Origin of the sequence: Streptococcus sp. UMB0029, from assembly GCF_002871495.1 — a bacterium.
In the GTDB taxonomy this organism is placed as follows: Bacteria; Bacillota; Bacilli; order Lactobacillales; family Streptococcaceae; genus Streptococcus.
This window is the reverse complement of the sequence record NZ_PNGD01000011.1, coordinates 54432-66367: the sequence shown is the minus strand read 5'-3', so window position 1 is coordinate 66367 and position 11936 is coordinate 54432. Positions and strand designations below refer to the sequence as shown.

16 protein-coding genes are annotated in these 11936 nt (G+C 41.2%); 14 read left to right on the top strand and 2 right to left on the bottom strand.

Translation table 11 applies throughout. The annotated features are described in order from the left end of the window. The first annotated feature begins 8 nt into the window (after positions 1–8). From CJ239_RS08465 to CJ239_RS08440, 6 genes are all read left to right on the top strand, one after another. Positions 9–686 (top strand): tRNA (adenine(22)-N(1))-methyltransferase TrmK, encoded by a 678-nt coding sequence (locus CJ239_RS08465; RefSeq protein ID WP_102211237.1) that lies wholly within the window; start codon positions 9–11, stop codon positions 684–686. After that, positions 673–1470 (top strand): Nif3-like dinuclear metal center hexameric protein, encoded by a 798-nt coding sequence (locus CJ239_RS08460; RefSeq protein WP_102211236.1) that lies wholly within the window; start codon positions 673–675, stop codon positions 1468–1470. The genes CJ239_RS08465 and CJ239_RS08460 overlap by 14 nt, the downstream gene beginning before the upstream one ends. A 16-nt stretch (positions 1471–1486) precedes the next feature. Continuing rightward, the gene (locus CJ239_RS08455; protein ID WP_180958251.1) at positions 1487–2590 is read left to right on the top strand and encodes an FAD-binding oxidoreductase; all 1104 of its coding nucleotides are present in this window, start codon (positions 1487–1489) and stop codon (positions 2588–2590) included. A gap of 6 nt (positions 2591–2596) precedes the next feature. Next, positions 2597–2845 carry a hypothetical protein gene (locus CJ239_RS12250; RefSeq protein ID WP_257994514.1) on the top strand — a complete coding sequence of 83 codons (249 nt, stop codon included), beginning with the start codon at positions 2597–2599 and terminating at the stop codon, positions 2843–2845. Between the two features lie 133 nt (positions 2846–2978). Then, the gene (gene galE, locus CJ239_RS08445) at positions 2979–3998 is read left to right on the top strand and encodes a UDP-glucose 4-epimerase GalE (RefSeq protein WP_024057477.1); all 1020 of its coding nucleotides are present in this window, start codon (positions 2979–2981) and stop codon (positions 3996–3998) included. Next, a complete protein-coding gene (locus tag CJ239_RS08440) occupies positions 3982–4965 on the top strand; it encodes a glycosyltransferase family 2 protein (RefSeq protein WP_180958248.1) in 984 nt (327 codons plus the stop codon). The genes galE and CJ239_RS08440 overlap by 17 nt, the downstream gene beginning before the upstream one ends. Positions 4966–5028: 63 nt before the next feature. Here CJ239_RS08440 and CJ239_RS08435 read toward each other — a convergent pair whose 3' ends face one another. After that, a complete protein-coding gene (locus CJ239_RS08435; protein WP_180958247.1) occupies positions 5029–5232 on the bottom strand; it encodes a ferredoxin in 204 nt (67 codons plus the stop codon). Between the two features lie 45 nt (positions 5233–5277). Here CJ239_RS08435 and CJ239_RS08430 point away from each other — a divergent pair, with 45 nt between their 5' ends. The 8 genes from CJ239_RS08430 (at position 5278) to CJ239_RS08395 (ending at position 10979) form a co-directional block, all read left to right on the top strand. After that, complete coding sequence (locus CJ239_RS08430; protein WP_102211234.1) at positions 5278–5760, top strand: SAG1386/EF1546 family surface-associated protein; 483 nt, start codon at positions 5278–5280, stop codon at positions 5758–5760. A gap of 8 nt (positions 5761–5768) precedes the next feature. Further along, on the top strand, positions 5769–6440 hold the full coding sequence (gene cmk, locus CJ239_RS08425; RefSeq protein WP_102211233.1) for a (d)CMP kinase: 672 nt from the start codon (positions 5769–5771) through the stop codon (positions 6438–6440). Between the two features lie 129 nt (positions 6441–6569). Next, positions 6570–6908 carry a zinc ribbon domain-containing protein YjdM gene (locus CJ239_RS08420; RefSeq protein ID WP_001061584.1) on the top strand — a complete coding sequence of 113 codons (339 nt, stop codon included), beginning with the start codon at positions 6570–6572 and terminating at the stop codon, positions 6906–6908. Positions 6909–6910: 2 nt separating this feature from the next. Continuing rightward, positions 6911–7540, top strand: coding sequence for a Pr6Pr family membrane protein (locus tag CJ239_RS08415; protein ID WP_102211232.1), 630 nt, complete (start codon positions 6911–6913; stop codon positions 7538–7540). 237 nt (positions 7541–7777) lie between these two features. Then, entirely contained in the window at positions 7778–8929 is a 1152-nt protein-coding gene (locus CJ239_RS08410; RefSeq protein ID WP_102211231.1) for an MFS transporter, read from the top strand. Between the two features lie 98 nt (positions 8930–9027). Then, positions 9028–9777, top strand: a complete 750-nt coding sequence (gene truA / locus CJ239_RS08405) for a tRNA pseudouridine(38-40) synthase TruA (protein WP_042900607.1) — start codon at positions 9028–9030, stop codon at positions 9775–9777. After that, positions 9767–10540, top strand: coding sequence for a bifunctional hydroxymethylpyrimidine kinase/phosphomethylpyrimidine kinase (locus CJ239_RS08400; protein ID WP_102211230.1), 774 nt, complete (start codon positions 9767–9769; stop codon positions 10538–10540). The genes truA and CJ239_RS08400 overlap by 11 nt, the downstream gene beginning before the upstream one ends. Beyond that, positions 10518–10979 (top strand): ECF transporter S component, encoded by a 462-nt coding sequence (locus CJ239_RS08395; protein WP_102211229.1) that lies wholly within the window; start codon positions 10518–10520, stop codon positions 10977–10979. Before CJ239_RS08400 ends, CJ239_RS08395 begins: the two co-directional genes overlap by 23 nt. Positions 10980–11035: 56 nt before the next feature. Here CJ239_RS08395 and CJ239_RS08390 read toward each other — a convergent pair whose 3' ends face one another. Beyond that, a complete protein-coding gene (locus CJ239_RS08390) occupies positions 11036–11935 on the bottom strand; it encodes a hypothetical protein (RefSeq protein WP_084951011.1) in 900 nt (299 codons plus the stop codon). Position 11936 lies beyond the last annotated feature (1 nt).

The following is an 11936-nucleotide window of genomic DNA, read 5'->3' as shown; positions in this document are numbered from 1 at the left end:
GAGAGAAGATGATTTCAAAGAGATTAGAATTGGTGGCATCCTTTGTGCCACAGGGAGCTATTTTACTAGATGTGGGGAGTGATCATGCTTATCTGCCTATCGAGTTAGTCGAGAGAGGTCAAATCAAAAGCGCCATTGCAGGTGAGGTGGTGGAAGGTCCTTACCAATCTGCAGTCAAAAATGTTGAGGCTCACGGTCTAAAGGAGAAAATCCAAGTCCGTTTAGCCAATGGCTTGGCAGCTTTTGAAGAGGCAGATCAGGTATCTGTCATCACCATTGCTGGCATGGGAGGTCGTTTGATTGCTAGGATTTTAGAAGAAGGTTTGGACAAGCTAGCTAATGTAGAGCGTTTAATCCTCCAACCAAATAATCGTGAAGACGACTTGCGTATCTGGTTGCAAGAGAACGGATTTCAGATTGTAGCTGAAAGCATCTTAGAAGAAGCTGGCAAGTTTTACGAGATTTTGGTGGTGGAAGCAGGACAAATGAAGCTATCAGCCAGTGATGTTTGCTTTGGACTTTTCTTGTCCAAAGAAGTCAGCCCAGTCTTTGTCCAAAAATGGCAAAAAGAGGCTGCTAAGTTAGAGTTTGCCCTCGGACAAATCCCAGAAAAAAATCTGGAGGAACGTCAAGTTCTAGTAGATAAAATTCAAGCCATCAAGGAGGTTCTCCATGCAAGCAAGTGAAGTTATTAAGGCGTATGAAGCCTTTTGCCCCCAGGAATTTTCCATGGAGGGGGATAGTCGTGGCCTGCAAATTGGAACTTTGGACAAGGATATCCAAAGAGTTATGGTGGCTCTCGATATTCGTGAAGAGACGGTTGCTGAAGCCATTGAAAAGGGTGTGGATTTAATTATCGTCAAGCACGCGCCGATTTTTCGTCCGATCAAGGACTTGGTAGCCAGTCGTCCGCAAAACCAGATTTACATTGATTTGATTAAGCATGATATTGCAGTTTATGTCAGCCATACCAATATTGATATTGTTGATAATGGCCTCAATGATTGGTTCTGTCAGATGCTAGGAATCGAGGAGGCGACTTATCTGCAGGAAACAGGTCCAGAACGTGGAATTGGTCGTATTGGGAATATTCAGCCTCAGACATTTTGGGACTTGGCCCAGCATGTCAAGCAAGTCTTTGGCCTAGATAGCCTTCGAATGGTGCATTACCAAGAGAGTGATTTGCAGAAGCCTATTTCAAGAGTGGCAATCTGTGGTGGTAGCGGGCAGTCATTCTATAAGGATGCCTTAGCTAAGGGGGCAGATGTCTACATCACTGGGGATATCTACTACCACACAGCTCAGGATATGCTGTCTGATGGCCTGTTGGCTCTGGACCCAGGTCACTATATCGAAGTGCTTTTTGTGGAAAAAATCGCAGCACTCCTTACTCAATGGAAGGAAGAAAAGGGCTGGGATATTGATATCTTGCCTAGTCAGGCATCGACCAATCCTTTCCATCATATCTAGTTAGAAAGTGAAAACAATGAAAAAAGTTGCCATTATCGGAGCAGGGATTGTGGGGGCAACAGCTGCCTACTATCTCTCGAAAGAAAGTGACCTAGAGGTGACCGTTTTTGACCATGGACAAGGTCAGGCTACCAAGGCTGCAGCAGGAATTATTAGTCCTTGGTTTTCAAAACGCCGTAATAAGGCCTGGTACAAGATGGCGCGCTTGGGGGCTGACTTTTATGTGGATTTATTAGCTGATTTAGAGAAGTCAGGGCAAGAAATCGACTTTTACCAGCGTTCGGGAGTCTTTCTCCTGAAAAAGGATGACACTAAGTTGGAAGAATTTTATCAACTAGCCCACCAGCGCAGAGAAGAATCTCCCTTGATAGGGCAATTAGCCATTCTGGATCAAGCATCAGCTAATGAATTATTCCCTGGTTTGCAGGGATTTGACCACCTGCTCTATGCTTCTGGTGGAGCGAGAGTAGATGGTCAACTCTTAGTGACTCGTTTGCTGGAAGCCAGTCAGGTCAAGCTGGTCAAAGAAAAAGTGACTCTGACACCTTTAGCATCAGGTTACCAGATTGGCGAAGAGGTGTTTGAACAGGTTATTTTGGCGACGGGAGCTTGGTTGGGACACCTGTTAGAGCCTTTAGGTTATGAAGTAGATGTTCGTCCCCAAAAGGGGCAACTCCGAGATTATCAACTTGCCCAAGACATGGAAGCTTACCCTGTTGTTATGCCCGAAGGGGAGTGGGATTTGATTCCTTTTGCAGGTGGGAAATTGTCCTTAGGTGCTACCCATGAAAATGATATGGGATTTGATTTGACGGTAGATAAAATCTTGCTCAAACAAATGGAGGAGGCAGCCTTGCCCAACTATCCAGTTTTAGCTAAATCGACTTCAAGGGCTGAGCGTGTGGGAATCCGTGCCTATACCAGTGATTTCTCGCCTTTCTTTGGGCAGGTGCCAGAATTGGCAAGTGTCTATGCTGCTAGTGGACTAGGTTCATCAGGCCTTACAACTGGTCCTATCATTGGTTACCATCTAGCTCAACTGATCCAAGATAAGGAGTTGACCTTGGACCCTGAAAACTATCCAATTGAAAACTATGTCAAACGAGTAAAAAGGGAATAATACTCAATGAAAATCAAAGAACAAACTAGGAAGCTAGCCGCGGGCTGCTCAAAGCACTGCTTTGAGGTTGTAGATAGAGCTGATGAAGTCAGCTCAAAACACTGCTTTGAGGTTGTGGATAGAACTGACGAAGTCAGCTCAAAACACTGTTTTGAGGTTGTGGATAGAACCGACGAAGTCAGCTCAAAACACTGTTTTGAGGTTGTGGATAGAACTGACGAAGTCAGTAACATATATATGGCAAGGCGACGTTGACGTGGTTTGAAGAGATTTTCGAAGAGTATAAGCATTTTACTAAAATTTTATTCTACCCTCTAGGATGGCAAATGACATTCCCTATCAAAAATGGTAAAATAAGAAAAAATAATCCGAGAATCGAGGAAAGAAGATGCAAGAAAAGATTTTGGTAACGGGTGGAGCAGGTTTTATCGGAACCCACACAGTTATTGAGTTAATCCAAGCAGGTCATCAGGTTGTTGTGGTGGATAACCTTGTCAACAGCAATCGTAAAAGTTTAGAAGTTGTTGAGAGAATTACAGGAGTTGAAGTGCCTTTCTATGAGGCAGATATTCGTGACACAGATACTCTCAGAGATATTTTCAAGCAAGAAGAACCAACAGGGGTCATTCACTTCGCTGGCTTGAAGGCTGTCGGTGAATCTACCCGTATTCCTCTTGCCTACTATGACAACAATATCGCTGGAACTGTTAGTCTTTTGAAGGTCATGGAAGAAAACAACTGTAAAAACATCATTTTCAGTTCTTCTGCGACAGTTTACGGAGATCCTCATACAGTGCCCATCTTGGAAGATTTCCCACTTTCAGTGACCAACCCATACGGTCGTACCAAGCTCATGCTAGAGGAAATTTTGACAGATATCTACAAGGCAGACTCAGAATGGAATGTGGTCTTGCTTCGTTACTTCAATCCAATCGGAGCACATGAGAGTGGTGATTTGGGAGAAAATCCAAACGGTATTCCAAACAATCTCTTGCCATATGTGACTCAAGTAGCCGTTGGAAAATTAGAGCAAGTGCAAGTGTTTGGAGACGATTACGATACAGAAGACGGAACTGGTGTTCGTGACTATATCCACGTTGTCGATTTGGCTAAAGGTCACGTTGCAGCTCTGAAAAAAATCCAAAAAGGTTCAGGTCTAAACGTTTATAACCTTGGAACAGGTAAAGGCTATTCTGTTCTTGAAATTATCCAAAACATGGAAAAAGCAGTGGGGCGCCCAATTCCTTACCGCATCGTAGACCGTCGCCCAGGAGATATCGCGGCCTGCTATTCAGATCCTGCAAAAGCCAAAGCAGAACTCGGCTGGGAAGCAGAACTCGGCATCACCCAAATGTGTGAAGACGCATGGCGTTGGCAAAGTAAGCATCCAAATGGATTTGAAGACTAAGATGGTGATGTCAATCATTGTCCCCTGTTTAAACGAAGAGGAAGTACTTCCTCTTTTTTATCAGGCTTTGGAAGCTTTACTTCCAGATTTGGAAACAGAAATCGAGTATGTCTTTGTCGATGATGGATCGAGTGATGGGACCTTGGAACTTTTAAAGTCCTATCGGGAGCAAAATCTGGCAGTGCATTATCTTTCTTTCTCTCGAAATTTTGGCAAAGAAGCAGCCCTCTATGCAGGCTTGCAATATGCGACAGGAGATCTGGTGGTGGTGATGGATGCAGACCTCCAGGATCCTCCTAGTATGCTGCTTGAGATGAAAGCCTTACTAGACCAGAATGCAGATTTGGACTATGTAGGAACACGGAGAACTAGTCGGGAGGGAGAACCCTTCTTTCGCAGTTTCTGTGCAGACCTCTTTTACCGCCTCATGCAAAGAATCAGTCCAGTAGCCCTGCCGTCAGGTGTCCGTGATTTTCGCATGATGAGAAGGTCTGTGGTCGATGCCATTTTAGCTTTGACCGAGTCCAATCGTTTTTCTAAGGGACTCTTTGCCTGGGTGGGTTTTAAAACCCACTATCTGGACTATCCAAATGTCGAAAGGCAGGCTGGCAAGACCAGTTGGAGTTTTAGGCAACTCTTTTTATACTCCATTGAAGGGATTGTTAATTTTTCAGATTTTCCCTTGATTATAGCCTTTGTGGCTGGTCTCCTATCTTGTTTTATTTCTCTACTAATGACCTTTTTTGTTGTGGTTCGAACCCTCGTTTTGGGCAATCCAACATCAGGTTGGACCTCTCTGATGGCTGTTATTCTCTTTCTTGGGGGAATTCAACTCTTGACCATTGGAATTCTCGGCAAGTACACCAGTAAGATTTATCTAGAGACTAAAAAAAGACCACTTTATCTCGTCAAAGAAAAAAGTGACCTTCCTGATTTTACAGAAAAAAATAAAGTGAAAAGACTATAATTTTACATGGAAATATGCTAAACTAGAAAGAGTGAAATATGCTTGTCAATTTACTATGAAAGATTAGAGTTTATCTTTAATCAAGGCACGTGTCGGACAGTTTCTAACAGCTTCTACGACGTCCTGGCTAGGAGAAATTTCTTTTTCTAGTTGGTCAGGGTCATCGTAAAAACGCACGATTCCATTATCGTGGTAATCAAATAATTCAGAATAAGTTTGGCAAAGCCCACAGGCAATGCAGCGTTCAGGTATAAGTGTGATTTTCATATTTATATTGTAATAAGAAAAGTAAAAAAAAACAAGGAGTAAGGTATGGCAAAAGAACCGTGGCAAGAAGATATTTATGAGAATCAAGAAGAAACAAGAACACAACGTCGTAAGAGAGAACAAGGTGGAGGAGTCGTTGCTAACCGTATCTTAACTATCTTAGCAAGTATTTTCTTTGTGATTGTAGTCGTGATGATCATTGTTCTTATCTATCTTTCATCGGGTGGGAGCAATCGCACGGCAGCCTTAAAAGATTTTCACGATTCTGATGCAAATGTAGTACAGATTTCATCTTCTAATAGTTCAGAGCAGGCATCTTCTAGTTCAGAGGGAAAGGAAGAATCATCTAGTAGCTCAGAACATTCAACAGATCCAGAAGGGACGACAAAAGTCTTGGCTGGAGAAGGAGAAGCAGCTATTGCAGCTCGCGCGAGGATTTCGATTGCTCAGTTAGAGGCCTTGAATCCTGGGCACATGGCTACAGGATCTTGGTTTGCTAATCCAGGTGACGTTGTTAAAATCAAATAGGAGTTGATATGAAAACAATTCAAATTGCTATTGATGGTCCTGCTTCCAGTGGTAAGAGTACAGTCGCAAAGATTATTGCCAAGGATTTTGGTTATACTTACCTCGATACAGGTGCCATGTATCGCGCAGCGACCTATATGGCTCTCAAGAACCAGTTAGGAGTAGAAGAAGTTGAAGCACTTCTCGTTTTGTTGGACCAGCATCCAATCAGTTTTGGACGTTCAGAAACTGGGGACCAGCTTGTCTTTGTAGGAGATGTGGATATTACCCATCCTATCCGTGAAAATCAAGTGACCAATCATGTTTCAGCTATTGCAGCAATTCCTCAAGTTCGTGAGAAACTGGTTTCTCTCCAACAAGAAATTGCCCAGCAAGGCGGTATTGTCATGGATGGTCGTGATATCGGGACAGTTGTTTTGCCACAAGCAGAATTGAAAATTTTCCTAGTAGCTTCTGTCGATGAGAGAGCAGAGCGTCGTTACAAGGAAAATATTGCCAAGGGAATTGAAACAGACCTTGAAACCCTAAAAGAGGAAATTGCTGCGCGTGACTACAAGGATAGCCATCGTGAGACTTCGCCTCTAAAACAAGCAGAGGATTCTGTCTACCTTGATACAACAGGTTTGAACATTCAAGAAGTAGTTGAAAAAATTAAAGCAGAAGCTGAAAAAAGAATGTAAATGTAGAAAAGCCGATAGATTGATATCGGTTTTTTCTAAATTTGTCAAAATGCTGATTTTAGGGTATAATAGTTGCTGTTCGAGAAATTTTGATTTTCAAAGAATAGTGAATGATGATAAGGAGAAACTATGAACAACTTACCAAATTGCCCAAAATGTAACTCAGAGTATGTCTACGAAGACGGTGCCCTACTGGTTTGCCCAGAGTGTGCTCATGAGTGGAATCCTGCTGAAGTTGCAGATGTAGAAGAGGGCCTTGTTGCTATCGATGCCAACGGAAATAAATTGGCTGATGGTGATACAGTAACCCTCATCAAGGATTTGAAAGTAAAAGGTGCGCCAAAAGATTTGAAACAAGGGACGCGCGTGAAAAATATCCGTATCGTAGAAGGCGACCACAATATCGACTGTAAGATTGATGGTTTTGGTGCCATGAAACTTAAATCAGAGTTTGTGAAGAAAATTTAAACATGTCAAAGCACTACAAACTTACATTTTATAGCCGTATCTTCTTGTTTCTAGCGGCTTTTACGGGAGTTTATCTTGAAATCGCCAAGCATGGCGGATTTGGGATGCTTCTCTATTATACGGTTCTGTCAAATCTGTTAGTAGCGATTTTTACGCTCTATCTCCTAAAGGTTATGAGCCGTTTAGGTGAAAACTGGCAAAGGCCAAGTCTCTTGCGCTTAAAAGGTGGGGTCACTATGAGTATCATGATTACCTGTGTGATTTACCATTTCCTTTTAGCACCCATTGCGACTAATTTCTATACTCTGGAAAATTTCCTTTGCCACTATATCGTTCCCCTTTGGTTTTTAGCGGATACCCTCTTTTTTGACAAACAGGGTCAATACAAGATTTGGGATCCAATTGTGTGGACGATTTTACCCTTGCTGTATATGATGTTTGCTCTCTTTAATGGCTTGGTACTGAAATTAGACATCCCCAATTCTAAGGTCAGTCCTTTCCCTTACTTCTTTTTGAATGTGAACAAGGGTTGGGATGTCGTGTTCAAGTGGTGTCTGATTATCTTTGTTGCCTATATGGTGGCAGGATTTATTTTCTACTTTATTAAGCAAATCAAGAGAAAGTCATCCTAATACTCTTCGAAAATCTCTTCAAACCACGTCAGTTTTATCTGCAACCTCAAAGCTGTACTTTGAGCAACCTGCGGCTAGCTTTCTAGTTTGCTCTTTGATTTTCATTGAGTATAAGACACAAGGGATTCATTTTCGAGTTTAAGAAGGAGTCTATACACCAAAGAGGCTTCTTCTTTTCTTGCCTACTTGATAACTATCAAAAAATAGAAGATTAAGAGAAAGATAGAAAGAGATTTCATGAAACAATTTTTAGAACGGGCCAGTATTTTGGCTCTCTCCCTCGTTTTGATTACCTCCTTTTCGATTTCAAGTGCCCTACCAGCCATGTTTGACTATTATCAGAGTTATCCTAAGGAACAAATTGAGCTTTTAGCGAGCTTGCCATCCTTTGGAATCATGATTATGTTATTACTAAATGGTTTCTTAGAAAAAATCTTTCCTGAGCGCTTACAGATTAGTTTGGGCTTGCTGATTTTATCACTGAGCGGGACGGCTCCCTTCTGGTATCAGGCCTATCCCTTTGTCTTTGGAACACGGATTCTGTTTGGTTTGGGTGTTGGGATGATCAATGCCAAGGCCATTTCCATTATCAGTGAACGTTATCAAGGAAAAACGAGAATTCAGATGTTAGGGCTACGCGGTTCTGCAGAGGTTGTTGGAGCTTCTCTCATTACCTTGGCAGTCGGCCAGTTGTTGGCCTTTGGTTGGACAGCTACTTTCTTAGCCTATAGTGCTGGATTTTTGGTGCTGACCCTTTATCTGCTCTTTGTCCCTTATGGAAAAGAAAAGAAAGAAGTCAAGAAAAAAGCGAAGGAAGCAAGTCGTTTAAATCGAGAAATGAAAGGCTTGATTTTTACCCTAGCTATTGAAGCGGCAGTTGTAGTTTGTACCAATACAGCTATTACCATTCGTATTCCAAGTTTGATGGTGGAAAGAGGACTGGGGGATGCCCAGTTATCTAGTTTTGTTCTTAGTGTCATGCAGTTGATCGGGATTGTGGCTGGTGTGAGTTTTTCTTTCTTGATTTCTATCTTTAAGGAAAAATTGCTCCTCTGGTCAGGTATTACCTTTGGTTTAGGGCAAATTGTGATTGCCCTGTCTCCATCCTTGTGGGTGGTGGTGGCAGGCAGCATTCTGGCAGGTTTTGCTTACAGTATAGCCCTGACGACAGTTTTTCAACTTGTATCTGAAAGAATTCCGGCTAAACTCCTCAATCAAGCAACCTCATTTGCGGTTTTAGGCTGTAGTTTCGGAGCCTTTACGACCCCATTCGTTCTAGGTGCGATTGGTTTACTAACACAAAATGGGATGTTGGTCTTTGCCATTTTAGGATCATGGTTGATTGTAACCTCTATCTTTGTCATGTACCTACTTCAAAAGAGAGCTTAGGATTGTTTTCCTAAGTTTTCTTTTCAGGATTTTTGTACCCATACAATATTTGTTTTAGGACCTTGTCTATAGACTAATTTCTTGATAAAATAGAAGTTATGACAAGATACAAAGCAACTATTTCCTATGATGGTTATGCCTTTGCTGGTTTTCAGCGCCAGCCACATGCGCGTAGCGTTCAGGAAGAAATTGAAAAAACCTTGACTAGATTGAATAAGGGGCAAGCTATTACCGTTCACGGTGCTGGTAGGACTGATAGTGGTGTTCATGCTTTGGGACAGGTGCTTCATTTTGACCTCCCCTATCAAATGGATGAGGAGAAACTTCGCTTTGCTCTGGACACCCAGTCCCCTGAAGATATTGATGTGATTTCGATTGAGCTTGTGGCGGATGATTTTCATTGTCGTTATGCCAAGCACAGCAAGACCTATGAGTTTATCGTGGATAGAGGCCGTCCTAAAAATCCGATGCGCCGTCACTATGCTACTCACTTTCCCTATCCACTTGATGTGGAGCGGATGCAGGAGGCTGTCAAAAAGTTAGAAGGAACCCATGATTTCACAGGTTTTACAGCCTCTGGAACTAGTGTGGAGGATAAGGTTCGCACCATTACAGAAGCTAGTCTTAGGGTTGATGAGACAGGGCAGTTTTTGACCTTTACCTTTTCAGGAAATGGCTTCTTGTATAAACAGATTCGCAATATGGTGGGGACACTTCTCAAAATCGGAAATAATCGTATGCCAGTAGAGCAGATTGACTTGATTTTGGAGAAGAAGGACAGGCAGCTAGCTGGTCCAACGGCAGCACCGAATGGCTTGTATTTAAAGGAGATTCGTTATGAAGAATAATCGTATTTTAGCACTTTCTGGAAATGATATTTTTAGTGGTGGTGGTTTATCAGCAGATTTAGCTACCTATACCTTGAACGGCTTGCATGGTTTTGTAGCTGTGACTTGTTTGACAGCCTTGACCGAAAAGGGGTTTGAAGTCTTTCCAACTGACGATGTCATTTTTCAACATGAATTAGATAGCTTGCGTGATGTGGAATTTGCAGGGATTAAGATTGGTCTTTTACCAACTGTCAGTGTGGCTGAGAAAGCCTTGGACTTTATCAAACAACGCCCAGAAGTACCTGTAGTATTGGACCCTGTCTTGGTCTGCAAGGAAACGCACGACGTGGCTGTCAGTGAACTCTGCCAAGAGTTGATTCGCTTTTTCCCTCATGTCAGTGTGATTACGCCTAATCTTCCTGAAGCAGAATTATTAGCTGATCAGGAAATTAAAACCTTGGAAGATATGAAAGCTGCAGCGCAGAAATTGCATGACTTAGGCGCGCCAGCAGTCATTATCAAGGGAGGCAATCGCCTTAGTCAGGACAAGGCTATGGATGTCTTTTATGACGGACAAAACTTTACAGTCTTAGAAAATCCAGTTATCCAAGGGCAAAATGCAGGTGCAGGTTGTACCTTTGCTTCTAGCATTGCCAGTCATCTAGTCAAAGGTGATGAACTTTTACCAGCAGTAGAAAGCTCGAAGGCTTTCGTTTATCGTGCGATTGCACAAGCAGATCAGTATGGAGTAAGACAATATGAAGCAAACCAAAACAACTAAAATCGCCCTTGTATCCCTCTTAACCGCCCTCTCTGTGGTTCTAGGTTATTTCTTAAAAATCCCAACACCGACAGGCATTCTAACTCTTTTAGATGCGGGTGTCTTCTTTACGGCCTTTTACTTTGGTAGTCGCGAAGGGGCTGTAGTCGGAGGACTAGCAGGTTTCTTGATTGACCTCTTATCAGGCTATCCTCGGTGGATGTTCTTTAGCTTGGTTAACCATGGCTTGCAGGGATTTTTCGCAGGATTTAAAGGAAAAACTCAGTGGTTAGGCCTTATCTTAGCAACGATTGCCATGGTAGGGGGCTATGCCTTAGGTTCAACTTTGATGAATGGCTGGGCAGCAGCCCTACCAGAAATCTTACCAAATTTCATGCAAAATATGGTAGGGATGATTGTAGGATTTATCCTTAGTCAAAGTATCAAGAAGATTAAGTAAAGATTAAAAAACGTAAAGTTAGTAGTACAGATTTTTCTGCTAACTTTACGTTTTTATTATTGGTTTTCTTGTAGATAATAGGAAATCACAACAGAAGAATTACTATCAAAATAGGAATCTTTATCAAAATATTTGCAATTTCCTATTGTAATGCTATGTATTTTGTAATTCTTAATAAAATGAGGTAATTTTTCATATCTTTCTTCAAGTAATGTTACATTATGAAATCCAAAATTTTCAAAAATCTCTTTTACGTCTGTAGGTTCCTTAGTAAGTAAAATATCATAGTCGTCAGGTGAAAGGATATACTGATTTTTTAAAATAGCATTAAGTCGCTCAGAAATTCGCAAACTAATATTTTTAGGGATACTTGAGTCAGTATTATCTTTTGAAATTCTAACTTTCCCCGTTAAACTTCCATAATCATTATAATCTAAAGTAAAAAACCAAGTTGAAATCCTACTAATTGAATACACCTCAAAATTAATTAAAGCTTGATTAATTTCTATTTTTTTAATTCGAATAATTTGATTAGCTTCTTCATGAATTATTCTATTAAACTCTTCTTGATTTAAGAATTCAGGGAATTGAATGGATAAAGTTTGTCTACGTTCTTCATCTTGTTTCTTTTCAAGACGTTCTTGATTATTCCACGAGTGTATTTCAAAAATTAAATTTACAACTTTACCAGGTACACTTATAAAATTAGAAATTCCTGTCATAGTATTATTGGCAACACAAACAGCTCCATCTACAGTATTGGTCGTTATTTTGGAAGTTTCATCTACAACTACTTTCACGGCTTTTGCAGTCTCATTTGCAATATCATTTACAACTTTTGAGGATTCATTTGCAATATTATTTACAACCTTTGAAGATTCATTAACGATATCATTTACGACTTTAGAAGTTTCATTAGTAACATTATCTACAAATTTAAAGAGATCATTTAACATA

What these genes read in the sequence shown, in the direction of transcription:
- CJ239_RS08420 (WP_001061584.1), top strand. Translation starts at nt 6,570, where the DNA reads ATGAACAACTTACCAAATTGCCCAAAATGTAACTCAGAGTATGTCTAC.
- galE (WP_024057477.1), top strand. Translation starts at nt 2,979, where the DNA reads ATGCAAGAAAAGATTTTGGTAACGGGTGGAGCAGGTTTTATCGGAACC.
- CJ239_RS08400 (WP_102211230.1), top strand. Translation starts at nt 9,767, where the DNA reads ATGAAGAATAATCGTATTTTAGCACTTTCTGGAAATGATATTTTTAGT.
- CJ239_RS08440 (WP_180958248.1), top strand. Translation starts at nt 3,982, where the DNA reads ATGGATTTGAAGACTAAGATGGTGATGTCAATCATTGTCCCCTGTTTA.
- CJ239_RS08395 (WP_102211229.1), top strand. Translation starts at nt 10,518, where the DNA reads ATGAAGCAAACCAAAACAACTAAAATCGCCCTTGTATCCCTCTTAACC.
- CJ239_RS08460 (WP_102211236.1), top strand. Translation starts at nt 673, where the DNA reads ATGCAAGCAAGTGAAGTTATTAAGGCGTATGAAGCCTTTTGCCCCCAG.
- CJ239_RS08455 (WP_180958251.1), top strand. Translation starts at nt 1,487, where the DNA reads ATGAAAAAAGTTGCCATTATCGGAGCAGGGATTGTGGGGGCAACAGCT.
- CJ239_RS08465 (WP_102211237.1), top strand. Translation starts at nt 9, where the DNA reads ATGATTTCAAAGAGATTAGAATTGGTGGCATCCTTTGTGCCACAGGGA.
- CJ239_RS08435 (WP_180958247.1), bottom strand. Translation starts at nt 5,232, where the DNA reads ATGAAAATCACACTTATACCTGAACGCTGCATTGCCTGTGGGCTTTGC.
- CJ239_RS08430 (WP_102211234.1), top strand. Translation starts at nt 5,278, where the DNA reads ATGGCAAAAGAACCGTGGCAAGAAGATATTTATGAGAATCAAGAAGAA.
- CJ239_RS08390 (WP_084951011.1), bottom strand. Translation starts at nt 11,935, where the DNA reads ATGTTAAATGATCTCTTTAAATTTGTAGATAATGTTACTAATGAAACT.
- CJ239_RS12250 (WP_257994514.1), top strand. Translation starts at nt 2,597, where the DNA reads ATGAAAATCAAAGAACAAACTAGGAAGCTAGCCGCGGGCTGCTCAAAG.
- truA (WP_042900607.1), top strand. Translation starts at nt 9,028, where the DNA reads ATGACAAGATACAAAGCAACTATTTCCTATGATGGTTATGCCTTTGCT.
- CJ239_RS08410 (WP_102211231.1), top strand. Translation starts at nt 7,778, where the DNA reads ATGAAACAATTTTTAGAACGGGCCAGTATTTTGGCTCTCTCCCTCGTT.
- cmk (WP_102211233.1), top strand. Translation starts at nt 5,769, where the DNA reads ATGAAAACAATTCAAATTGCTATTGATGGTCCTGCTTCCAGTGGTAAG.
- CJ239_RS08415 (WP_102211232.1), top strand. Translation starts at nt 6,911, where the DNA reads ATGTCAAAGCACTACAAACTTACATTTTATAGCCGTATCTTCTTGTTT.